The organism is Micromonospora sp. NPDC047730, from assembly GCF_043204765.1.
Classification (GTDB): Bacteria; Actinomycetota; Actinomycetes; order Mycobacteriales; family Micromonosporaceae; genus Micromonospora.
Genome location: NZ_JBIDCU010000014.1, coordinates 154,402 through 174,092, shown reverse-complemented (window position 1 = coordinate 174,092; position 19,691 = coordinate 154,402). Strand labels below are relative to the sequence as shown.

The window sequence follows — 19,691 nt, the reverse complement described above, 5'->3', positions numbered from 1 at the left end:
CTATGGTCGGGGCCATGACCTCGGACGACGGCAGCCCCGACGACTGGACCACGCCCGGCACGTTCGAGGTCGCCCCCGGGGTCTGGCGCGTGCCGCTGCCGCTGCCCGATGACGGCCTGCGGGCGGTGAACGTGTACGTCCTGCGCCACGACGACGGTCTGGTGCTGGTCGACTCGGGGTGGGCGGTCGCCGGGGCGCGGGCCGCCCTCGACGCGGCGCTGGAGGAGCTGGACTCGACGGTCAAGGACGTCCGCCGCTTCCTCGTGACGCACATGCACCGGGACCACTACACGCAGGCCGTGCACCTGCGCCGCGAGTTCGGCATGCGCGTGAGCCTCGGTGCCGGCGAGCGCCCCAGCCTCGAGGTCACCATGTCGCCGGAGCGGGACCCGCTCGCCGAGCAGCTCGACCGCCTGCGGCAGCTCGGCGCGGGCGAGCTGGCCGACACCCTGGCGAGGATCACCCGGGGGCGCGTCCCCGAAGAGGACTGGGAGCTGCCGGACGACTGGTTCCGCGGCGGCGACGAGGTCCGGCACGGCGACCGCACCCTGCACGTCGTCGAGACCCCGGGGCACACCCGCGGCCACGTCGTCTTCCACGACACCGGGGCGCGGCTGCTGTTCGCCGGCGACCACGTGCTGCCCACCATCACGCCGTCGATCGGGTTCGAGCCCGTGCTCTCCGCGAACCCCCTCGGCGACTTCCTCGGCTCGCTCGCGCTGGTGCGGCAGCGGCCCGACGCGCGGCTGCTCCCGGCGCACGGGCCGGTGACCCCGAGCGTGCACGCACGCGTCGACGAGCTGGTCGCGCACCACGGCGCGCGGCTCGACGAGACGGAGGTCGCCGTCGCCCGTGGCGCGCAGTCGGCGTACGAGGTCGCGTCGCGGCTGCGCTGGACCAGGCGGGAACGCGAGCTGGGCGACCTGGACGTGTTCAACCGGATGCTCGCCGTCACCGAGACCGCGGCGCACCTCGAGCTGCTGGTTGCGCAGGGGCGCCTGACCCGGGCCGACGCCGACGGGTTGCGCTGCTACGCGAGCGCCTGAACGCGGCGCGAAAATCGCGTCCCGGGCTCGCCTTAGGCTGTCCGCATGCCTACCCCGCTCCTGCCCGACGACCCGTCCGCGGCCGCCCGGAGCGGCACGGGGGTGTGGGGGCGGTGAGCCGCCCGTCGGTGCCCACCCAGCGGGGTGGCGGGTCGGCGGCTGCGCCCGGGGGCCGGCCGGGCGTGGCGGAACGGTGCGCCCGGATCGCCCGGTCGCGGCCGTTCGAGGTGCTCATCGTCGTGGTCATCATGGCGAACGGGGTGGTGCTCGGCGTCGAGACGTACCCGGACCTCGGCGCCGCGGGGCGGGCCCTGCGCTGGTGCGAGTGGCTGTTCCGGCTGGTCTTCGTCGGCGAGATCGCCATCCGGGTGCTGGCGTACGGCCGCCGGCCGCAGGACTTCTTCCGGCACGGCTGGAACGTCTTCGACTTCCTGGTGACGGCGGCGATCTTCATCCCCGGCCTGCACGGCGACTCGGCGCTGCTGCGCTTCGTACGGGTCGCCCGGGTGCTGCGGCTGGTGCGGTTCTCGCCGGGGCTGCGCACGATCGTGGCGGCTCTGTGGCGCAGCATCCCCGGCGTCGCCGGCTTCCTCGCGCTGGCCGCCGTGACCCTCTACGTCTACGGCATGGCCGGCTGGCTGATCTTCGGGGAGCGCTATCCGGAGCAGTACGGCGACATCGGTCGTTCCCTGCTGACCCTGTTCGTGTTGTTGTCGCTGGAGACCCTGCCGGACCTCATCGCGCAGGGCATGGCGGTGTCGCCGTGGACGCTGCTCTACTACGTCAGCTACGTGATGATCACGGTGAACCTGCTGCTGAACATCCTGATCGCCGTCATCGTGAACTCGATGGAGGAGGCCCGTCGGCTGGAGATGACCGAGCGGTTGTCGCCCGACTACGACGAGGACGGCGACGGCGTGCCGGACGAGGTGGACCGGATCGCACTGACCCAGCGGCTGGACGACCTGCGGGCGGTCATCGTCGAGCTGGAACGGGAGCTGCGCATCGACCGGGAGGACGGCCACGGCCCGGCACGCCACCACCACGGCGAACGCGCGGGCGGCCGGCCCCCCGGTTAGGGGACCGGCCGCGGTGTCGGGTCAGCCCCAGATGGCCGTCGCCCACTCCGGATGGTCGACGAACGGGTTCCGGTTGCCCTGCCAGCGCTCGTAGATCCGCTGGTTGCGGCGCTTCTCGAAGGCGTCCGGCGGGTCGAGCTGGTTCCACTGCAGCAGCACCGACATCCGGCCGTGGTACGGGGCGGTGCCGTTGTTGACCGACTGGTTCATCTCCAGGTTGGGCCAGCCGTCGGTGCCCTCGTACCGGATCGCCATGTACATGATCATGCGGGCCACGTCGCCCTTCACCGCGTTGCGCGGCTCCCACGAGTCGGCGTCCGTGTAGCAGCCGGGCGCCTCGGCGACGGGGCTGCCGCCGGTGTCGAAGTCCTTGTTGCCCCGCGTGGAGTTGACCGAGACGTCGGTCGGCCGCAGGTGGTGGACGTCGGTGCCCGGGCCGGTCGCGGTGCCGAAGTCGCCGTGCGACTTGGCCCAGACGTGCTCGCGGTTCCAGTCGTCGGGGTCGCCGCCGTTGCTGGTCTTGCTCTGCGACCGGCCGGTGTAGAGCAGGATCACGTTGTTGGCGTTCGCCGGGTCCTGGTCGGTGTCCCGCAGCGCCTCCCACACCTGGTCGTAGGAGAGCTTGGTGTGCACCTTGATGATCGAGTGCAGCGAGCTGCGCAGCGCCGGGCCGGTCTTGCCGATCGCGCTGGCGTAGTAGGTGGAGTCGTACCCGCCGCCGGGCGAGGTCGGGGACGGGCCCGGAGTCGGCGACTGGGTCGGCGAAGGCGTGCCGCCACCGTCGCCGAGGGTCATCGCCGTCGGGTCCTTCAGGCCGCCGTGGCTGAAGTAGGCGGTCAGCGTGCCGGTGGCGGTGACGCGCTGGCCCCGCAGGCCGGGGTTGGTGAGCAGCCCGAAGGTGCTCCGGTACGCGGCGGTGACCTGGACGTAGAGCATCCTGCTCGGGCTGGTCTCGGCCGCCGTGTCGGCGATCGCGATCGCGGTGTCGGACGTGAAGCCCGACCGCAGCACGGTCGTGTTGCTGGTCGGTTGGCCGATCACGTAGCCGGTCACGGTCGCCGTCCGACCGTCCTGTGCGGCGAGCGCCTGGGCCACGGTCAGGGTGGTGGCGGCCGAGGCCACCGCCGTCGTCACCACCACGGGCGCCACCAGCACGGCGGCCAGCGCGAACGCCGTCGCGAGCCTTCTGGGCCGCGAGCGGATACTGCTCATCGTATTCATGGACAGCGATGCTAGCGGTGTGGGCGTGAACGCAGGGAGAGCGGGAGCGCAACATTTCGGGCGCGAGCCGTCGGCGGCGCCGGGTCTCCCTCGGCCCGGCCGGCCACTACCGTCGGGGCATGGTCACCGTCGCCGACGTCCGCCCACTGGCACTGACGCTGCCACGGACCACCGAGCACCTCATCCGGGACCGCGTGAAGTTCCGCGTCGGTTCCCTCGTCTACGTCGCGTTCTCCCGGGACGAGACGACGATGGGGTTCGCGTACCCGAAGGAGGAACGCGCCGGGCTCGTCGCCGGCGACCCGGACCTGTTCTTCCTGCCCGACGCGGCCGACCTGCGCTTCAACTGGGTGTGCTGTCGCCTTGACCGGCTCGACCGCGACCACATGACGGAGCTGGTGACGGAGGCCTGGCGGATGGTCGTGCCCAAGTTCCTCGCGCGCCAGCGACTGGGCGGCTGAGGAGGCGCCCCGACGACCAGCAGCCCGACGGAGAGCACACCGGCGGCGCCGCCGGGGCGGCCCGGCCGGCAGGAGAATCGCGGCGGCGCGGTCCGCCACGTCGCCGGCCGTCGGACCGTCGGCGGCGTAGGGTGGTCCGCGTGGATCAAGAGGACCGCATCGCCCTGTTCCTCGACTACGAGAACCTCGCGCTGGGGGCGCGCGACCACCTCGGCGGCGCGGCCTTCGACCTGCGCCCCATCGCCGACGCCCTCGCCGAGCGCGGCCGGGTGGTGGTGCGCCGGGCGTACGCCGACTGGTCGTACTTCGACGAGGACCGCCGGATGCTCACCCGGTCCCACGTCGAACTCATCGAGATACCCCAGCGCATGGGCGCCTCCCGCAAGAACGCCGCCGACATCAAGATGGCCGTCGACGCGGTGGAGTTGGCCTTCGAGCGCGGCTACATCTCGACGTTCGTGGTCTGCACCGGCGACAGCGACTTCACGCCCCTCGTGCACAAGCTCCGCGAACTGAACAAGCGCGTCATCGGGGTCGGCGTGGAGAAGTCGACCTCGGCGCTGCTGCCGCCCGCGTGCGACGAGTTCCTCTACTACGACCGTCTGGAGGGCGTCGACGTCCCCCCGGCGCGGGGCCGGCGCGCCCGCCCGGCGCGGCTGCCCGGCCCGGAGGCGCAGCAGGCCGAGCCGGAGCGGGAGCCCGAGCCGCAGCCGGTGGGCGAGGAGGCCGCCCGCGACGTCGACACGCTCGCCGTGCTGGTGGCGCAGACCGTGGCCGGTTTGCAGGGCAGCTCCAGCGGCGAGGTGACCGCCTCGACGCTGAAGCGGACCCTGCTCAGGAAGGACCCGACGTTCAGCGAGTCCGACTACGGGTTCCGCACCTTCGGCGAGCTGCTGCGACACCTCGCCCAGCACAACGTCGTCGAGCTGGGGGAGGGCCCCGCCAAGGGCGACCCCGAGGTGTCCCTGCCCGAGCACGGCGACCGGGAGGTGGCGTTCGGGCTGCTCCGCTCGGTGGTGTCCGACCTGGCCGGCGACGAGGGGGCGGTGGCGCTGTCCGGCCTGAAGAACCAGCTTCGCCGGGCGCGGCCCGACTTCAGCGAGAAGAAGCTCGGCTACCGCAGCTTCCTCCAGTTCTGCAAGGCGGCAGCCACCAGCGGCATCGTCGACCTGCGGTGGAGCCAGGAGGCCGACGACTACCTGCTCACCCCGCAGTCCTCCTGACCGCACCGGCGGCTGGCGCCGGCCCTCCCGCGGACGCCAAATTCCCCCGGTGATGTTTGACGATCCCGAGGATCGGAGAAGGTGCGCTGGCGCGGGCACTGCCGCCCGCCGGCTCTCGGGAGGAACTGTCATGACACGGATGGTGCGGGCGGCTGCGCTCCTCGGGGTGTTCGCCCTGGCGCTCAGCGGCTGCGGAGGCGTCGGCGGTGGCGACGGGGGCGGTGGCGGTGGCACGGCCACCAAGGGTGCCCTGAGCACGATGGGCTTCGGCCTGTCCGACGAGATCGCCAAGACGCGCGTGGACGCGTTCACGCGCGACCACCCGGACGTCGACCTGAAGATCACCGAGGGGGCCTTCGACGAGCAGCAGTTCCTCTCCGCGGTCGCCTCCGGCAACCCGCCGGACCTGGTCTACATGGATCGCAAGCTGATCGGCACCTACGCCGAGCGCGGCTCCATCCAGTCGCTGACGGACTGCGTCGAGAAGCAGGACATCGACATGGGGCAGTACCGGCCCGCCGCCAGGGAACAGGTCACCCTCGACGGCACCGTCTACGGCATCCCTGAGTTCTCCATGGTCCGGGTGGTCTACCTCAACGAGGCGCTGCTGCGGCAGGCGGGCCTGACCGCCGACGACGTCGATCTCGCGAACTGGGCGGGGCTGTCGGCGCTCAACGCCAAGCTGGCCACCGTCTCCGGGGGCCGGCTCTCCCGCATCGGCCTCGACCCGAAGATCCCCGAGTTCCTGCCCATGTGGGCCAAGGCCAACGGGGCCGACCTGCTCTCCGCCGACGGGACGAAGGCGAACCTCGACGACCCCAGGGTGGTCGAGGCGCTCACCACCGGCGTCAGGCTGATCCAGGACCAGGGTGGCTGGGGGAAGTTCAAGTCCTTCCGGGACACCTTCGACTTCTTCGGCGCGCAGAACCCCCTGGCCAAGAACCAGATCGTCGCGTGGCCGATGGAGGAGTGGTTCCTCAACCAGGCCGCCAAGAACAGCCCGAAGGCCGAGCTGGTGGTCAAGCCCTTCGTCGATCGGCAGGGCAAGCCCGTCACCCTGTCCTCCGGGCAGGCCTGGGTGATCCCCAAGGGAGCCAGGAACCCGGACGCGGCGTGCGCCTTCGCCAAGACGGTGACCGCCACCGACACCTGGGTCGCCGCGGCCAAGGCCCGCGCCGACGCGCGCAAGGCCGCGGGCCAGCCGTTCACCGGCGTCTACACGGGCAACGTCGCCGCCGACAAGCGGATCTTCGACGAGCTGTACCAGCCCACCGGCAACAAGCGGTTCGACGACGCGGTGGCCACCATCCGCTCGGTGCAGGACAGCGCGTTCGCCATGCCCGCCTCGCCCGCCGGCGCCGAGTTCGACAAGGCCTGGACGGACGCCGTCAACCGGGTGCTCTCCGGCCAGGCGCAGCCGGCGCAGGCGCTGGCCCGCGCCCAGCAGGAGGCGACCGCCGCGCTGGACAAGGCGTCGAAGTAGGCCCGGGGATGGCCACCACCACCGTCCCCGCCCCCGCCGGCCGGCGGGGGCGTACGCCGCTGGCCCGGCGGGAGGCGCGTTGGGCGTACGTCTTCCTGGCGCCCTGGATCGTCGGGTTCCTGGTCTTCAACGCCGGGCCGATGATCGCCAGCGCCTGGCTCAGCCTCACCGAGTACGACGTGATCAACGCGCCCCGGTACACCGGCCTGGACAACTACCGGGAGCTGATGGCCGACCCGATGGTGGCTCGCAGCCTGGGCAACACCGTCTACTACACGGCCCTGCACGTGCCGCTGGTGATGGCCATCTCGCTGGGGCTGGCGCTGCTGCTCAAGCGGGTGGGACGGTTGCAGGGCTTCTTCCGTACGGTCTTCTACCTGCCGGTGATGACCCCGGCGGTGGCGGTCGGCATCCTGTTCCTGCTCCTGCTCAACACCCAGGACGGCCTGATCAACCGCGGCCTCGCCCTGGTCGGGATCGAGGGTCCGAGCTGGACCACCGACCCCGACTGGGTGATGCCCGGCATCGTCCTGATGAGCCTGTGGAGCCTCGGCTCCACCGTGATCATCTACCTGGCCGCCCTGCAGAACGTGCCGCGCGACCTGTACGAGGCGGCGAGCATCGACGGCGCCGGCGGCTGGGCCCGGTTCCGGCACGTGACGCTGCCGATGATCTCCGGTGCGCTCTTCTTCACCCTGGTCGTCAACACCATCGCGTCCCTGCAGATGTTCACCGAGGTCTACACCATGTACTTCGGCAACCGGCAGACGCAGGGCTCGTTCAACAGCGACGCCGCGTCGTTCTACGTCATCCACCTGTTCCAGGAGGCGTTCCAGTTCCTGCACATGGGCTTCGCCTCCGCGATGGCCTGGCTGCTCTTCGTGATCATCCTGATCATCACGCTGGTGCAGGTGAAGCTGAGCAACCGCTTCGTGTACTACGAGGGAGACCGGCCGTGACGGGGCACCGGGGGCGGCGCGGCGTGGCCCGCGCGCGCCGGACCGAGGGAGGCCGGTCGTGACGGCCGCGATCGAGCGGACGGCCGCCGCCCCCGTGGCCGCCGCCGTGCCGTCGGCCGTCGAGCGCCGGCCGGCGGCCGAGGACGCCGGGCGGCCGGTCTGGCAGCGGGTGCTGCTCGTGCTCGCGCTCGTCGGCGCCGCCGTGCTGTTCACGGCGCCGTTCGTCTGGCTGATCAGCGCCTCGCTGCGGCCCCGTGAGTACGTCTTCTCCACCGGGTTCCTGCCCACCCCGTTCGCGCCGGGAAACTACGCCGACGCGTGGCAGGCCGTGCCGCTGGTCACCTGGCTGCTCAACAGCCTGGTGGTCGGCGTCGCGGCGGCGGTCGCGGCGACGCTGTCCAGCGCGTGGGTGGCGTTCGGGTTCGCGTACTTCCGGTTCCCCGGGCGGGACATCCTGTTCGGGCTGGTGCTCGCGACGATGATGCTGCCGTTCGCGGTCACCATGATCCCGACGTACCTGATCTGGTCGGAGCTGCGGCTGACCGGCACCCAGGTGCCGCTGTGGGCGGGCAACCTGTTCGGCTCGGCGTTCTACATCTTCCTGCTGCGGCAGTTCCTGCTCTCGCTGCCCCGCGATTACTTCGAGGCGGCCCGGGTCGACGGGGCGAGCTACCCGCAGTTGTTCTGGAAGCTGGCCTTTCCGCTGATCCGTCCCGCCCTGCTGGTGGCCTTCGTCTTCGAGTTCAAGGCGAGCTGGACGGACCTGATGAAGCCGCTGATCTACCTGCGCGACGCGGAGCTGTACACCCTGCCGCGCGGGCTGAAGGTGGTGCTGGACCGCTTCGGCTACGGCGGCGAGCAGCAGTGGGAGATCGTCCTCGCGGGCAGCGTCGTCGCGACCGTGCCGATGCTGGTGCTGTTCTTCCTCGCCCAGCGCCACTTCGTCGAGGGCATCGCCACCACCGGCCGCAAGGGCTGACACCCGGCCCGGCCCGACCCGCCGTTCGGGCCGGGCCGGTCCGGGGCCCGCGGAAGTCGACCCGCGCCTCTGCGGCCGAACGGCCGGCGGCGCGCAAGGCCCGGTCGGTCAGGGAATCGTCAGGCCGTACGCGGCCAGGATCTCGGTGATCGGCTGGTAGTAGGTGGTGCCGCCGGTGGCGCAGTTGCCGCTGCCTCCGGAGAGGATGCCGAGGATGGTGCCGGTCGCGGCCACGTAGAGGGGCCCGCCGCTGTCGCCGGGCTCGGCGCAGATGTTGGTCCGGATCAAGCCGGTCACGGTGCCCTGGGCGTAGTTGACGGTCGCGTTGAGCCCGGTGACGCTGCCGCAGCGTACGCCCGTGGTGGCGCCGCTGCGGCAGACCGCCTGGCCGATGTAGGCGTTGCCGGCGCCGTAGACGGTGAGCAGCCCGGGGTGGGTGTAGACCGCGCTGGGGTGGGCGATCCCGCCGGTGTAGCGCACCAGACCGTAGTCGTTGCCGGGGAAGCTGGTGCCGGCCCGGGTGCCGAGGACGGTGGTCTGCGCGCTGTCGGCGTACCAGGTCGAGGCGGCGACGGTGCAGTGGCCGGCGGTGACGAGGTAGGCGGTGGTGCCGCTGCGGACGTTGGCGCCCAGCGAGCACCGTCCGCCGCCGCCGTAGACGGCCTGCCCGCCGGCGATGAGGACGCGCAGGTGGCCCGGCTCCCGGCGCAGCAGCGCCCCGGCGCGGGCGGCGGTCGCCCGGAGCGCCGCCAGATCCCGGGTCGAGACGGTGTCGTCGACGGTCAGCGTCATCCGTCCGGTGGCCGGGTCGAGTCCCCAGGCGGTGCCGGGGGTGCGGACCGCCGCGAGCGTGGCCGCGGCGCGGGCGGCGTCGGCGTGGGCGGGCGCCGGCAGGCTGAGCAGCAGCGCGGCGAGCAGGAGCAGGGCGAGCGGGAGACGACGCATCCGAACCTCCGATAGATCCGTCTCTGTCGATTCCCTACAGGATCCACCCGCGGGTCTGCCGCGGACAAGCCACGGGTCGCGGCGGCCTGCGGACCCGCCGGAGTCCCCGTCGGGGGCTGCTGCCGGAGAAGATCGACGCCGGCGGACGCGGCGCGTGGCGGCGGCGGCCGCGGAGGTGTCAGTGGCGCGCGGCGGCGGCGTGCCGGAGCGCGTCGAGCAGGCCGCGCAGGGCGGGCTGGTCCAGCGCGGTCTCCCGGACGGCCGCGTGGATCGCCCGGACCGGCCGCGGGTGGCGCAGGGGGCGGACCACCACGTCGGGGCGCGGGCTGTCCAGCGCGGTGCGCGGGACCACCCCGACCCCGAGCCCGGCGGCCACGAACGCCTGCGTGGTCGGGTAGTCCTCGCTCTCGACGGCAACGGCCGGGCTGAAGCCGGCCGCGCCGCAGGCGTCCAGCACGGCCTCCCGGCACGGGCCGGCGGGCTCGCTGCCCACCCAGGGTTCGTCGGCGAGGTCGGTCAGGTCCAGCACCCGCGTGCCGGCGAGCCGGTGCTCTCGTGGCAGGACGACCAGGTAGGGGTCGTCGAGCAGATGGACGAGCCGTACGCCGTCGCGGGCCTGCCCCCGGCGGCGGACCACGATGGCCAGGTCGGCCTCGCCCCGCTCCACCTCGGGCAGCGGATCGTCGGGGTCGACCAGCCGGAGGTCGACGCGGACGTCGGGGTGCTCGCGGCGGAAGCGGGCCAACGCCGGCGGCACCAGGGCGGCTCCGGCGGTGGCGAAGTAGCGGACCGCCAGCCGCCCCGTGCGTCCGGCCCGCAACTCGGCGAGGGCGGTCTCCGCCTCGGCGAGGTGCCGGCCGATGACGGCGGCGTGCTCGGTGAGCAGCCGCCCGGCGGCCGTCGGGCGCACGCCCCGACCGGACCGCTCCAGCAGCGTCGTGCCGGCCTGCTTCTCCAGCGCGGCGATCTGCTGGCTGACGGCGGACGGCGTGTAGCCCAGGTGCGCCGCGGCGGCCGTCACCGATCCGCTGGTCACCACGGCGCGCAGGACCTGCATCCGCCGTACGTCGAGCATGTAGCAGACCTTAACAGTTCGGCAGAAACCTTCACTTGTGCTGTTGGGTTGCCCCGGGCACGGTGGACCGGGACGGCGGAGCGGGCGAGACAGGGGGCGGCGATGGGCGGCGGACCGTGGGCGTTGCTGCGGCTGGGCGTACTGGCCCTGCTGTGGGGCTCGACCTTCTTGTGGATCAAGGTGGCCCTGGAGGGGTTGTCCCCGGCCCAGGTCACCGTCGCCCGGTGCGCCCTCGGCGCCGCCGCGCTGCTGGTCGCCTGCCGTTGGGCGGGGCACCGCCTGCCGCACGACCGGGCGACGTGGGGCCGCCTGGTGGTCGCGGCCTTCTTCTGCAACGCCCTGCCGTTCGCCCTGTTCAGCGTGGGGGAGCGGACCGTCGACTCCGGAGTGGCCGGCGTGCTGAACGCCACGACGCCCCTCTGGTCGGTGCTGCTCGGGGTCGCCCTCGGCACGGAGCGGGCGCCGCGTCCGGTCCGACTGACCGGGCTGCTGCTCGGCTTCGCCGGCGTACTGACGATCTTCGCGCCCTGGGGCCGGGCGGGGCTCGTCAGCGTGGACTCGCTCGCCATCCTCGGCGCCGCCGCGAGTTACGCGGTCGGCTTCGCCTGGATGGGCCGCGAGCTGGCCGGCCGGGGCACCCCCACCATCGCGCTGTCCGCCGCCCAGCTCGTGGCGGCCACCGGGTGGAGCGTCCTCGCCCTGCCCGCCGGCGGCCTGGTCGTGCCCCGGCCCACCCCGGCGACCGCCGTCGCCGTCGTCGTCCTCGGCGTGCTCTGCACGGCGATCACATTCCAACTCACCTTCCGGGTCGTCGCGGAGGAGGGCGCGACGAACGCCGCCGCCGTCGGATACCTGCTGCCGGTGGTGTCAGTGGCGCTGGGGGCCGTGTTCCTGGGCGAGGGCCTGACGCCGCGTACGGTCGTCGGAATGGTCGTCGTGCTCGCCGGCGTGGCGCTGACCCGGCGCGGCGCGGCGGCCAGGGACGCCCCGCCCGCCGAGAACCCGCCGCACCCCGTCGCCGCCCGGTCATGACGGCGCACCCGGCGGGCTGCGGCGCTCCGGCGAGGGTCTGGGGCGGGGTGGCGCACCGGCGGGCTCGACGCGGCGCGCCGGCGGTCAGCCGGTCCGAGCTGCTACGGCAGCGGGACCGAGATGCCCCGGGCGTGGTCGGTGAGGGCCGCGCCGACCACGGTCGCCTCCAGCGGCAGCACCTCCAGGCAGCGGCGCACGGCGGCGGCCATCAGCGCGTTCGGCACCCGCATCGACAGCGTGCAGTGCGGCACCCAGCGCCCCGGCTGGTAGTGCTCGACCAGCCCGATGCCGGCCTCGGCCAGCCGGCCGTGCACCTCGGCGTGGTGCGCGAGCAGCTCGGCGGTGGGGGTCGGGCCCAGCCAGAGCACCCGCCCGACGAACTGACCGGCGTGCTGGAAGCTCAGCCGCAGCGGCGCGGCCACCACCGTGCCGCGCAGCGCCGCCGCGACCCGTTCCGGGTCGAAGCGGGGCGCGACGGCGAGCGAGACGTGCGGTCGGTGGCGCTGCTCCAGCAGCGACCGCATGCTCTGCACGCCCTCGGCCTCCAGCGCGTCCCAGAGCACCCGGATTCGCCGGGTGGCGTCGGTGTCCAGGTAGAGCTCCAGCGCCGCGACCACATGATCACTTTAGGACGTGGTGGTCACGGCACGACGACGGCCCGGCCCTCCAGCGTGCCGTCGGCCATCTTCCGGTACGCGAGGACCGCCTCGTCGAGCCGGAAGGTGCTGGCCTTCGGCTTCACCAGGCCCCGGGCGCCCAGTTCCAGCACCTCGATGAGCTCCGGCCGGCTGCCCCAGTACGTGGTCTGGATGCTCACCTCGTACGGCACGCCGAAGTAGCTCACCGGCAGGGTGCCTCCGCCGATGCCGACGATGGTGAGGTCGCCGACGGTGCGGGCGGCGGCGGCACCGAGCGCGAGGGTGGGGTTGGCCCCGACGAAGTCCAGCACCACGTCGGCGCCCCGGCCACCGGTGGCCCGGCGGATCTCCTGGGCGGTGCCCTCGCCGGAGAGCATGGTGAGGTCCGCGCCGCACTCCTCGCCGAGCTTCAGCGCCTCCTCGCGGGTGTCCACCGCGATCACCCGGGCCGCGGTGGTGGCCTTGAGGATCTGCACGCCGACGTGGCCGAGCCCACCGACGCCGATCACCACGGCGGTGCTGGTCGGCCCGAGCTTCTGCCAGGAGCGGCGGATCGCGTGGTACGGCGTGAGGCCCGCGTCGGTCAGCGGCGCCGCCAGCACCGGATCGAGCCCCTCGGGCAGCGGCACCACGTGCCGGGCGTGCGGCACCAGCATGTACTCGGCCATGCCGCCGTCCAGGCCGAGCCCGCCGCCACCGCCGGGCACCGGCGCCTCGGCGATGTTCTCGCAGTACGGGTCGATGCCCACCCGGCAGCGCGCACAGGTGCCGCAGCCCCACGGGCCGTAGACGGCCACCGGCTGGCCCACCGTCAGCCCGGTGACCCCGTCGCCGAGGGCGTGCACCCAGCCGGCGTTCTCGTGGCCGAGGGTGAACGGCGGGTTCCACGGCACGGCGCCGGCCTCGAAGTCGTGCATGAGGTGGAGGTCGGAGTGGCACGCGCCGGCGGCCCCGATCTTCACGACCACCTGCCCGGGGCCCGGGGTCGGCTCGTCGACCTCGACCAACTCGGGTTCCGACTTCCAGTTCGGCAACCGCAGCGCGCGCATGAATGTCTCCTGTCCTCCGGTTTCCGGCTCCGCCCGCCGCCTGCCCGCTCAGCGCCCGGTCAAACGATCCGCCTTCCGGTGGCCGCAGCGCTGCGCCCCGTCGAGCGGCGCGGTGCTGGGCGCCTCCCGCGTCTCACCCCGTCCGGGTGAGTCGGGCTCACCCCAGCCGGTGTCCTGCTCCGAACCGTCGGCTGCCCACACCGACAGGTGCGGCCCGATGTCGAGCCCGCACCGCTGGCCTTGGGTACTGGTCGCGGACCGCGTACAGCTCTGCGACGGTCGCCGGGAGCGCGGTCGTCACGGCACGGCCGGCGCGTCGGGCCGGCCGCCCGGGGCGGCGCCCGACACCGGGGCGGAATCGACGGCCGCCGACCGCTGCGCCGGGGCGGCCGGACCGGACGAGGGCGCGGCGGGGGCGGCCGGTGGTCCGGCACGGCGGGCCAGGCCCCGGTCGACGCCCACGAAGAGCAGGCCGAGCAGCCAGAACGCGACGGCGAAGAAGACCGCGCTGACGCCCACCCCGTCGTAGCCCAGCTCCCCGGCGTCGAGGAACGGGTACGGGTACCGCTCGACCACCAGCCCACGGACCAGCGCGAAACCGAGGTAGCCCAGCGGGAACGCCAGCCACCACGCCGCATACCGCGGGTGGAGCCGGCCCCGCCGGTCGAACAGCGCCCAGTCCGCCACCGCGAGCAGCGGCACGACGGTGTGCAGGAACTGGTTGCCCAGCGCCTCGCCGAACGCGCGGTCGGGCTGCGGCATCGCGAACGGGCTGGCGGGGTTGGCGAGCACCAGGTGGTAGACCACGCCGGTGATGGTGATGTAGAGGGTGACCGCGCCCTTGAGCGGCGACGGCGGCTCGGGACGGTCCCGCCAGGCCAGCCAGGCGGCGTATCCGGCGAGGAGACCGACGGCGACGTTGCTCTGGATGGTGAAGTACGGCAGCAGGCCGGTGACGGTGGCGGGACCCAGCGCGGTGAGCACGATCCCGGCCAGCACGCTGATCACGATCACCACGCGGAAGAGCATCGCCACGCGTCGACGCCGCAGACTCATCGGGGCAAGCTATCAGCCGGGCCGATCTGGGTCACCGGGCGAGCGCCGGCCGGTGCGCGTCGGCGTCCCACCGGCTGGCCGAGCCACCCGCGCGGCGCGTTCGTCACGTGCGCGGCGGCCCCTTCCCGGCGACGCCCCGGAGCGGTGCGTGACCCCGGACAGCGGTGGTCCGCCGTGCCCCGCGGCGCGATGGCGTGGGGGTCAGCGCCCGTCGCCGCTGCCCGGTGTGGAGCGACCGTGGTCGGGCGAGATCTGGACGTTGCCGGGTGAGACCCGGATGTCGCCGGGCGAGACCTGGACGTCGCCGGGCGCCGGGGGCCGGCCGGCCGGGACGGAGGGTGATGTCGTGGGTCGCCCGGACGGCTGGGGGGTCGGGGTGCCGCCGGGCCGGTCGACCGGTGTGCCCGATGACCCGGCGCCCGCCGACTCGCCGGGCAGCAGGCGGTCGCAGTAGCCGGCCACCTTGCCGCGGCCGCCGGCCGCGCGGACGAGGTCGTCGAAGGCCGGCTTGTCCAGGGCGCGGCCCGGGCCGTCGCCGTCCGTCCGGTAGGCCCGGCACAGCGCTGCCACGGACGCGCTCGGGTCGGGCCGGCCCTCCGTCGTGGTGGGCGGCGCGGACGGCCGGCCGGGACCCGCGGTGGGGGAGACGGCCGGAGGCGGCGCGGGTGTGGCGGCGCTGGGGGCGGGGCCACGCAGCGGTCCGGGCAGGGTGCCCCCGGCCGCGGCGAAGGCCACCCCGCCGGTGACGGCGAGAGCGACACCGGCCAGCGCGGCGCGAACGCCGAAGCCGGCGAGGGCGCGGCCCCGACGACTCCGCTCGTGACTGCCGACGGGGGTGCCGGCCCGCGCCAGCCGGTACGCCCGTACCGCGGCGTCCTCCCCGGCGAGCTCAGCCGCGCGGGGTGCGGCACGGACCGCCGTCAGGAGCGACGCGACAGGTTGCGGAGCGTCCCGCGGGTCGACGACCGGACCGCCGAGCAGTCGCTCGACGGTCTCCTGGTCCATCCGGTGTGCTTTCATCTCGTGTCCCTCAGCGCCGCCAGATGCCGGGACGTCACACGGAATGGAGTGTGACGTCCGACAACCACCGGGCCGGGAAGCGGGGCGGGGCGGGCCGCGCGGGGGCGTCAGCCCATGGTCTTGGCGCCGTCGATGGCCTCGCGGAGGATGTCGGCGTGCCCCGCGTGCTGGGCGGTCTCGGCGATCAGGTGCAGCAGGACGCGGCGGACCGTCCAGCTCGCGCCGGGCTCGAACCAGGGGGCCTGCGGCAGCGGGTGGGCGGCGTCGAGGTCGTGCGTGGCGACCAGCTCGTCCGTCGCGGCGGCCACCCGGTCGTAGTCGGCGAGCAGCCCGGCGAGGGTCTCGCCGTCGAGCATGCGGAACTGGGCGGCCCAGTCGAGGGGCTCACTGTTCATCGCCTCGGCGCCGCCGACGGCGAACCGCATCCACCGGTGCTCGACCTGCGTCACGTGCTTGATCAGGCCGCCCGGGCACAGCTCGCTGACCGTGCTGCGGGTCGCGGCCTGCTCGTCGGTGAGCCCCGCGACGGTCTGCCGGAGGAAGCCGCGGTGCAGGCGCAGCGTCTCCACCAGGTCGGCCCGCTCACCGGTCAGCTGCTCTGTCGTGGTCATCCCGCCACCCCTCTTCACGGACGTCCGAACGGGCTCAGGATAGGGCCGGCCACCGACAGAAACCGCGTCCTGGCGTGCCGGCTTTCCGCCACCGGTTGCCGATTCGTCCGATCCGCGATCCACTGAACCACATGGGTGTCATCAAGGTGGGCACGTCGTCCTGGGCGGACCAGATGCTGCTGCGCTCGGGGTGGTACCCGCGTGCGGCGAACACCCCGGCCGGCCGGCTCGGCTTCTACGCCGGGCGGTTTCCCCTGGTCGAGGTCGACACCTCCTACTACGCCGTGCCCGTGCCCGAGACGACGCAGGGGTGGGTCGACGCCACGCCGGAGGGGTTCACCTTCGACGTCAAGGCCTTCAGCCTCTTCACGGGCCACCCGACCCCGGTGGCGGCGCTGCCCCGCGACCTGCGCCCGGCCGGCGGCCCGAGCCGGATCCGGCGCCGGGACCTGCCGGCGACCGCGTACGACGAGCTGTGGGACCGGTTCCGGGCGGCGCTCGACCCGATCGCGGCGGCCGACCGGCTCGGCGCGGTCCTGCTCCAGTTCCCGCCGTGGCTGGCCCGTGGCGCCGCCGCCGAGCGGCGCATCGCCGAGCTGGCCGAGCGCTGCCGGCCGTGGCGGGTCGCCGTCGAGCTGCGTCACGGGTCCTGGTTCGACGGCACGGCGGCGCTGGACACGCTCGGTTTCCTGCGGGAGCGCGACCTGTCGTTCGTCTGCGTGGACATGCCGCAGGGGCACCCCTCGTCGGTGCCGCCCATTCTGTTCGCCACGGCGGAGCTGGCGGTCGTCCGCTTCCACGGGCACAGCAGCGCCTGGGGGACGGGGGACAAGCAGGAGAAGTTCCGCTACGCGTACGGCGACGAGGAACTGCGTCGCTGGTCGGAGCTGCTGACCGAGCTGGCCGGGCAGGCCGGCGAGCTGCACGTGCTGTTCAACAACTGCTGCGGCGACCAGGCCCAGCGCGACGCGGACCGGCTGGCCGAACTGCTGGGCGTCGAACCGGTGGGGCGGGGCCGCCCGGCGCGGGCGGGGGCGGCGTCGCCCTCCTGACGGCGGGCGGGCGGCCCGTTCGGCAGGCCCAGCCGGACCAATTCCGTCGACCGGGCCGAGCCCCGAGGCCGGGGACGGCCGGGACGTACCGCGCCGCCGCCCACCTCGCTCAGGAGCGCCGGCCCCGGGTCCGTAGCGCGTCCTCCGTCCGCTCCTCGACGTCGGCGGCGTCGGGGAAGGTCCGCCGGGACGGCGCCGGGTCCGGGGGCGCGCCGGGTCCGGCCGGCAGCGTACGGGTCGGCTCGGTCGGCCCGAATCCGTGCCGGCCCCCCTTCCCGGCCGGCCCCGCCGGCTCGCCGGCGCGGCGGTCCCCGCGCCGGCCCTCCGGCACGGCGGTCTCCTCACTGCCCTCGTCCATCGGGTCGTGCTCGCCGGTGCCCCAGGGCGGTTCCGCGTCGAAGCCGTCCCTGGTCACCCACGGGGTGATCGACTCCGGTGTGCGCCTGCCCCCGCTGCGTCCGTCTCCTGCCGCCATGGTCACCTCGCTGGTCGGGTCCGCCGCTACCGGCCTCGATTGCCCGTCCCGGGGCCGGTCATGCCTGCGCGGGCGCCCCGGCGCGGTCGTGCCGGGCGGACCCGCCCCGCCCGACTCCGGACGCGGAGCGGCGCCCCGCCGCCGAGGAGTCGGCGGGACGCCGGTGGGCACGTCGCCCGGTCAGCGACCGGACATCGCCATCCGCCTCTTCTTGGCCGCCGCGCCCATCGCCATCACCGCGCCCATCCCCTTCGGCAGCCCGCCCGCGCGGCCGAGCATCCCCCGGAACACCTCGCCGGGCTTCTGCTGCTCGCCCATGTACGCGGTCACCACGATGAGCGCCCCCGTCAGCGCGGGCACCGCCCACTGGAGCATCCGCATCTTCCGCTGGCAGGACGCCACGTTCGACGGGGTCTGCGAATTGGGTTCGGTGACCCCCTCGACCGACGGGCCGCCGGCCTTCTCCAGCTTCATGCCGAGCATCCGGCTGTAGCCGGTCACCGCCAGCGCGCCGACCGTCAGCGCGGTCTTCAGCGTGCTGACCCGGGCGACACCCGACTGCGCCGCCACCCGGGGGCTCTCCGTCACCAGTTCGCCGACGGCGCCCGCGAGGTGGGCCCCGATGGCGGCGGCGTTCACCGGCGTCCACCGGGCCCAGCCGGCCGAGGCCATCGGCAACCGCTGGGTCGAGTCGTTCATCTGTGCCGCCGCGCCGTTGACGCCGAACGCTCCCATCAGGGAGCCCCCGAACCAGGCCGCCAGGCCCAGATCGTGCATCGAGCGCAGTGCGGTGTGCCGTTCGGACATCTGATCCCCTTCCACCGTGTTGGGCGCTGCGGCATACCCGCCGCCCGGTCGGCTATGCCCGTCCGTCACCTGCCGATAGGGCGCGGTCACGCGGATTCCGGGGAAGACCGGGGACCGGTGGCGTGGCCGCGCCGCGCCGCGGCGCGGACCCGTCCGGGCGGCGGCGGGTACGGGCGGTCGCACCGGCGACGGGGCGCGGCCGGGAGGAGTCGGCGGGGCCGGTGCGGGTAGATCGCGGGACGGACGATCCGAGCGAGAGGGGAAGAGGATGTCGCAGCCCGACGAGAGCCGGGAGAAGACCGCCTCCACCGACGCGGTGCTGATGCACCCGGGCAACGATCCGCGCAAGACGACGTCCCAGGTGCCGCCGCCGCCCGAGCGCGGCGAGACCCGTGTCGAGCGGGACGGCGAGATGGTGCCCGTCGAGACCGACGAGTGACCGGGCTCCGGGCGGCGGGCACACGGCACGCCGCCCGGGGAGGCGTGCGGGCGTGACGTCGGCGGGACCGACCCGACCGTGGCGCGCAACGGTCGGCCGAGGACGCCTCAGCGGGCCGGCAGGTCCGTGGCGAAGCGGGCCACCCGGGCCGCCAGCGGCGCGGCGGCGCGTACCCAGGTGAAGTGGTCCATCCGGGCGCCGGCCTGCGCCGCGGTGTAGCGCTCGCGCACGACGGGCGCCGCGGCCAGCTTCGCGCAGAGGTGGTCGAGCGTCTCGTGCGGCGTGTACTGGTCGTCGTCGACGCTGACCGCGAGCACGGGGCTGCGCAGCTCCCGGACGGCCGCCTCGGCGTCCACCCCACCCAGGCGCGGGAAGCGGCCGGTCCGCGCGGTGTGCGCCCAGTCCCGGATCACCCCGCGCGCCTGCCGGCCGCCGAAGCCCCAGCCGGGCCAGACGCCGAGCAGCCGGGCCGTCGCCGCGATCCCCTGGGTGTACGGCAGGACGCCGTACCCGCGCAGTCCCGGGTAGCTGCGCCACCAGGGCATGCCGACGGCGACCAGAGCCAGCCCGTCGACGTCGTGGGCGCCGTGCACGGCGAGGTGCAGCAGCGCGGTCTGCCCGCCGAGGGAGTGCCCGAGCAGCACCGTCTTCCGCCCGTCCCGCCGGGCCTTGAGCGCCGCCAGCACGGCGCCCACGTCGGCGGCGAGTTCCGCGTAGCCGTAGCGACAGGCGCGGCTCGGCGCCGGCGTGCTCTCCCCGGTGCCCCGCAGGTCGGCCACCGCCACGGCGAGGCCGGCGGCGCGCAGCTCGGCGGCGAACGGCCGGTAGTAGCGGGCGCGCACCCCCATCGCCGGTGAGACCAGCACCAGCGGCGCGTCGGCGACGCCGTCCGGCTCGGGGTAGACCTGCAGCCCGATCCGGGCCCCGTCGACCTCGACGAACTCCTGCCGGTATTCCCCCGTCGCGTTCATCGCCCCAGGCTACGGCTCGAGGCTACCGACGGGTAACCGAGGGTGGTGGGGATCGCCCGCGTCGCCGGCG

Annotated in this window: 21 protein-coding genes; 10 read left to right on the top strand and 11 right to left on the bottom strand. The window is 74.2% G+C overall.

Annotated elements, in window-relative coordinates; all coding sequences use genetic code 11:
• The first annotated feature begins 14 nt into the window (after window positions 1–14).
• Together ACGF5G_RS27170 and ACGF5G_RS27165 are read left to right on the top strand one after the other, a co-directional pair.
• Window positions 15–1,046: an MBL fold metallo-hydrolase gene (locus ACGF5G_RS27170; RefSeq protein ID WP_393267720.1), complete on the top strand. Its 1,032-nt coding sequence runs from the start codon at window positions 15–17 to the stop codon at window positions 1,044–1,046.
• 113 nt (window positions 1,047–1,159) lie between these two features.
• Window positions 1,160–2,125, top strand: coding sequence for an ion transporter (locus ACGF5G_RS27165; RefSeq protein ID WP_393267717.1), 966 nt, complete (start codon window positions 1,160–1,162; stop codon window positions 2,123–2,125).
• A gap of 21 nt (window positions 2,126–2,146) precedes the next feature.
• Here the strand turns inward: ACGF5G_RS27165 and ACGF5G_RS27160 are convergent, their stop codons facing one another.
• Window positions 2,147–3,337 (bottom strand): endonuclease, encoded by a 1,191-nt coding sequence (locus ACGF5G_RS27160; RefSeq protein WP_393267714.1) that lies wholly within the window; start codon window positions 3,335–3,337, stop codon window positions 2,147–2,149.
• A gap of 128 nt (window positions 3,338–3,465) precedes the next feature.
• On the opposite strand from ACGF5G_RS27160, the gene ACGF5G_RS27155 reads away from it, so the two are divergent.
• The 5 genes from ACGF5G_RS27155 (at window position 3,466) to ACGF5G_RS27135 (ending at window position 8,451) form a co-directional block, all read left to right on the top strand.
• The gene (locus tag ACGF5G_RS27155) at window positions 3,466–3,807 is read left to right on the top strand and encodes an MmcQ/YjbR family DNA-binding protein (RefSeq protein WP_393267712.1); all 342 of its coding nucleotides are present in this window, start codon (window positions 3,466–3,468) and stop codon (window positions 3,805–3,807) included.
• 140 nt (window positions 3,808–3,947) lie between these two features.
• Entirely contained in the window at window positions 3,948–5,030 is a 1,083-nt protein-coding gene (locus tag ACGF5G_RS27150) for an NYN domain-containing protein (RefSeq protein WP_393267710.1), read from the top strand.
• 130 nt (window positions 5,031–5,160) lie between these two features.
• On the top strand, window positions 5,161–6,513 hold the full coding sequence (locus ACGF5G_RS27145) for an extracellular solute-binding protein (protein ID WP_393267708.1): 1,353 nt from the start codon (window positions 5,161–5,163) through the stop codon (window positions 6,511–6,513).
• Window positions 6,514–6,521: 8 nt separating this feature from the next.
• A complete protein-coding gene (locus ACGF5G_RS27140) occupies window positions 6,522–7,472 on the top strand; it encodes a carbohydrate ABC transporter permease (protein WP_393267705.1) in 951 nt (316 codons plus the stop codon).
• A gap of 58 nt (window positions 7,473–7,530) precedes the next feature.
• Window positions 7,531–8,451: a carbohydrate ABC transporter permease gene (locus tag ACGF5G_RS27135; protein WP_393267702.1), complete on the top strand. Its 921-nt coding sequence runs from the start codon at window positions 7,531–7,533 to the stop codon at window positions 8,449–8,451.
• Window positions 8,452–8,559: 108 nt separating this feature from the next.
• Here ACGF5G_RS27135 and ACGF5G_RS27130 read toward each other — a convergent pair whose 3' ends face one another.
• Window positions 8,560–9,396: a S1 family peptidase gene (locus ACGF5G_RS27130; RefSeq protein WP_393267700.1), complete on the bottom strand. Its 837-nt coding sequence runs from the start codon at window positions 9,394–9,396 to the stop codon at window positions 8,560–8,562.
• A 178-nt stretch (window positions 9,397–9,574) separates the two neighbouring features.
• Window positions 9,575–10,471, bottom strand: a complete 897-nt coding sequence (locus tag ACGF5G_RS27125; protein ID WP_393267698.1) for a LysR substrate-binding domain-containing protein — start codon at window positions 10,469–10,471, stop codon at window positions 9,575–9,577.
• A gap of 102 nt (window positions 10,472–10,573) precedes the next feature.
• Between ACGF5G_RS27125 and ACGF5G_RS27120 the strand changes: the two genes are divergently transcribed.
• On the top strand, window positions 10,574–11,503 hold the full coding sequence (locus ACGF5G_RS27120) for a DMT family transporter (protein ID WP_393267695.1): 930 nt from the start codon (window positions 10,574–10,576) through the stop codon (window positions 11,501–11,503).
• A gap of 101 nt (window positions 11,504–11,604) precedes the next feature.
• Here ACGF5G_RS27120 and ACGF5G_RS27115 read toward each other — a convergent pair whose 3' ends face one another.
• The 5 genes from ACGF5G_RS27115 to ACGF5G_RS27095 all read right to left on the bottom strand — a co-directional run bounded on the left by ACGF5G_RS27115 (window position 11,605) and on the right by ACGF5G_RS27095 (window position 15,877).
• Window positions 11,605–12,120 carry a 2'-5' RNA ligase family protein gene (locus ACGF5G_RS27115; RefSeq protein ID WP_393267692.1) on the bottom strand — a complete coding sequence of 172 codons (516 nt, stop codon included), beginning with the start codon at window positions 12,118–12,120 and terminating at the stop codon, window positions 11,605–11,607.
• Between the two features lie 23 nt (window positions 12,121–12,143).
• Complete coding sequence (locus ACGF5G_RS27110; protein ID WP_393267690.1) at window positions 12,144–13,190, bottom strand: NAD(P)-dependent alcohol dehydrogenase; 1,047 nt, start codon at window positions 13,188–13,190, stop codon at window positions 12,144–12,146.
• A gap of 297 nt (window positions 13,191–13,487) precedes the next feature.
• A complete protein-coding gene (locus tag ACGF5G_RS27105; RefSeq protein WP_393267687.1) occupies window positions 13,488–14,246 on the bottom strand; it encodes a Pr6Pr family membrane protein in 759 nt (252 codons plus the stop codon).
• Between the two features lie 201 nt (window positions 14,247–14,447).
• Entirely contained in the window at window positions 14,448–15,251 is an 804-nt protein-coding gene (locus ACGF5G_RS27100; RefSeq protein WP_393267685.1) for a hypothetical protein, read from the bottom strand.
• Window positions 15,252–15,373: 122 nt separating this feature from the next.
• Window positions 15,374–15,877, bottom strand: a complete 504-nt coding sequence (locus tag ACGF5G_RS27095; RefSeq protein ID WP_393267682.1) for a DinB family protein — start codon at window positions 15,875–15,877, stop codon at window positions 15,374–15,376.
• A 131-nt stretch (window positions 15,878–16,008) separates the two neighbouring features.
• On the opposite strand from ACGF5G_RS27095, the gene ACGF5G_RS27090 reads away from it, so the two are divergent.
• A complete protein-coding gene (locus ACGF5G_RS27090) occupies window positions 16,009–16,929 on the top strand; it encodes a DUF72 domain-containing protein (RefSeq protein ID WP_393267681.1) in 921 nt (306 codons plus the stop codon).
• A gap of 109 nt (window positions 16,930–17,038) precedes the next feature.
• Here the strand turns inward: ACGF5G_RS27090 and ACGF5G_RS27085 are convergent, their stop codons facing one another.
• Both ACGF5G_RS27085 and ACGF5G_RS27080 read right to left on the bottom strand, forming a co-directional pair.
• Complete coding sequence (locus ACGF5G_RS27085) at window positions 17,039–17,404, bottom strand: hypothetical protein (protein ID WP_363704184.1); 366 nt, start codon at window positions 17,402–17,404, stop codon at window positions 17,039–17,041.
• Window positions 17,405–17,584: 180 nt separating this feature from the next.
• Window positions 17,585–18,211, bottom strand: coding sequence for a hypothetical protein (locus ACGF5G_RS27080; RefSeq protein ID WP_393267678.1), 627 nt, complete (start codon window positions 18,209–18,211; stop codon window positions 17,585–17,587).
• Between the two features lie 268 nt (window positions 18,212–18,479).
• Here ACGF5G_RS27080 and ACGF5G_RS27075 point away from each other — a divergent pair, with 268 nt between their 5' ends.
• A complete protein-coding gene (locus ACGF5G_RS27075; RefSeq protein WP_350706584.1) occupies window positions 18,480–18,650 on the top strand; it encodes a hypothetical protein in 171 nt (56 codons plus the stop codon).
• Window positions 18,651–18,757: 107 nt separating this feature from the next.
• Here ACGF5G_RS27075 and ACGF5G_RS27070 read toward each other — a convergent pair whose 3' ends face one another.
• The gene (locus ACGF5G_RS27070; RefSeq protein WP_393267674.1) at window positions 18,758–19,621 is read right to left on the bottom strand and encodes an alpha/beta fold hydrolase; all 864 of its coding nucleotides are present in this window, start codon (window positions 19,619–19,621) and stop codon (window positions 18,758–18,760) included.
• Window positions 19,622–19,691 lie beyond the last annotated feature (70 nt).

Bases quoted from the DNA above. Each gene is read 5' to 3' on its own strand.
- ACGF5G_RS27075 (WP_350706584.1), top strand. From the start codon at position 18,480: ATGTCGCAGCCCGACGAGAGCCGGGAGAAGACCGCCTCCACCGACGCG.
- ACGF5G_RS27170 (WP_393267720.1), top strand. From the start codon at position 15: ATGACCTCGGACGACGGCAGCCCCGACGACTGGACCACGCCCGGCACG.
- ACGF5G_RS27100 (WP_393267685.1), bottom strand. From the start codon at position 15,251: ATGGACCAGGAGACCGTCGAGCGACTGCTCGGCGGTCCGGTCGTCGAC.
- ACGF5G_RS27155 (WP_393267712.1), top strand. From the start codon at position 3,466: ATGGTCACCGTCGCCGACGTCCGCCCACTGGCACTGACGCTGCCACGG.
- ACGF5G_RS27125 (WP_393267698.1), bottom strand. From the start codon at position 10,471: ATGCTCGACGTACGGCGGATGCAGGTCCTGCGCGCCGTGGTGACCAGC.
- ACGF5G_RS27090 (WP_393267681.1), top strand. From the start codon at position 16,009: ATGGGTGTCATCAAGGTGGGCACGTCGTCCTGGGCGGACCAGATGCTG.
- ACGF5G_RS27085 (WP_363704184.1), bottom strand. From the start codon at position 17,404: ATGGCGGCAGGAGACGGACGCAGCGGGGGCAGGCGCACACCGGAGTCG.
- ACGF5G_RS27070 (WP_393267674.1), bottom strand. From the start codon at position 19,621: ATGAACGCGACGGGGGAATACCGGCAGGAGTTCGTCGAGGTCGACGGG.
- ACGF5G_RS27095 (WP_393267682.1), bottom strand. From the start codon at position 15,877: ATGACCACGACAGAGCAGCTGACCGGTGAGCGGGCCGACCTGGTGGAG.
- ACGF5G_RS27080 (WP_393267678.1), bottom strand. From the start codon at position 18,211: ATGTCCGAACGGCACACCGCACTGCGCTCGATGCACGATCTGGGCCTG.
- ACGF5G_RS27120 (WP_393267695.1), top strand. From the start codon at position 10,574: ATGGGCGGCGGACCGTGGGCGTTGCTGCGGCTGGGCGTACTGGCCCTG.
- ACGF5G_RS27160 (WP_393267714.1), bottom strand. From the start codon at position 3,337: ATGAGCAGTATCCGCTCGCGGCCCAGAAGGCTCGCGACGGCGTTCGCG.
- ACGF5G_RS27105 (WP_393267687.1), bottom strand. From the start codon at position 14,246: ATGAGTCTGCGGCGTCGACGCGTGGCGATGCTCTTCCGCGTGGTGATC.
- ACGF5G_RS27130 (WP_393267700.1), bottom strand. From the start codon at position 9,396: ATGCGTCGTCTCCCGCTCGCCCTGCTCCTGCTCGCCGCGCTGCTGCTC.
- ACGF5G_RS27140 (WP_393267705.1), top strand. From the start codon at position 6,522: ATGGCCACCACCACCGTCCCCGCCCCCGCCGGCCGGCGGGGGCGTACG.
- ACGF5G_RS27110 (WP_393267690.1), bottom strand. From the start codon at position 13,190: ATGCGCGCGCTGCGGTTGCCGAACTGGAAGTCGGAACCCGAGTTGGTC.
- ACGF5G_RS27145 (WP_393267708.1), top strand. From the start codon at position 5,161: ATGACACGGATGGTGCGGGCGGCTGCGCTCCTCGGGGTGTTCGCCCTG.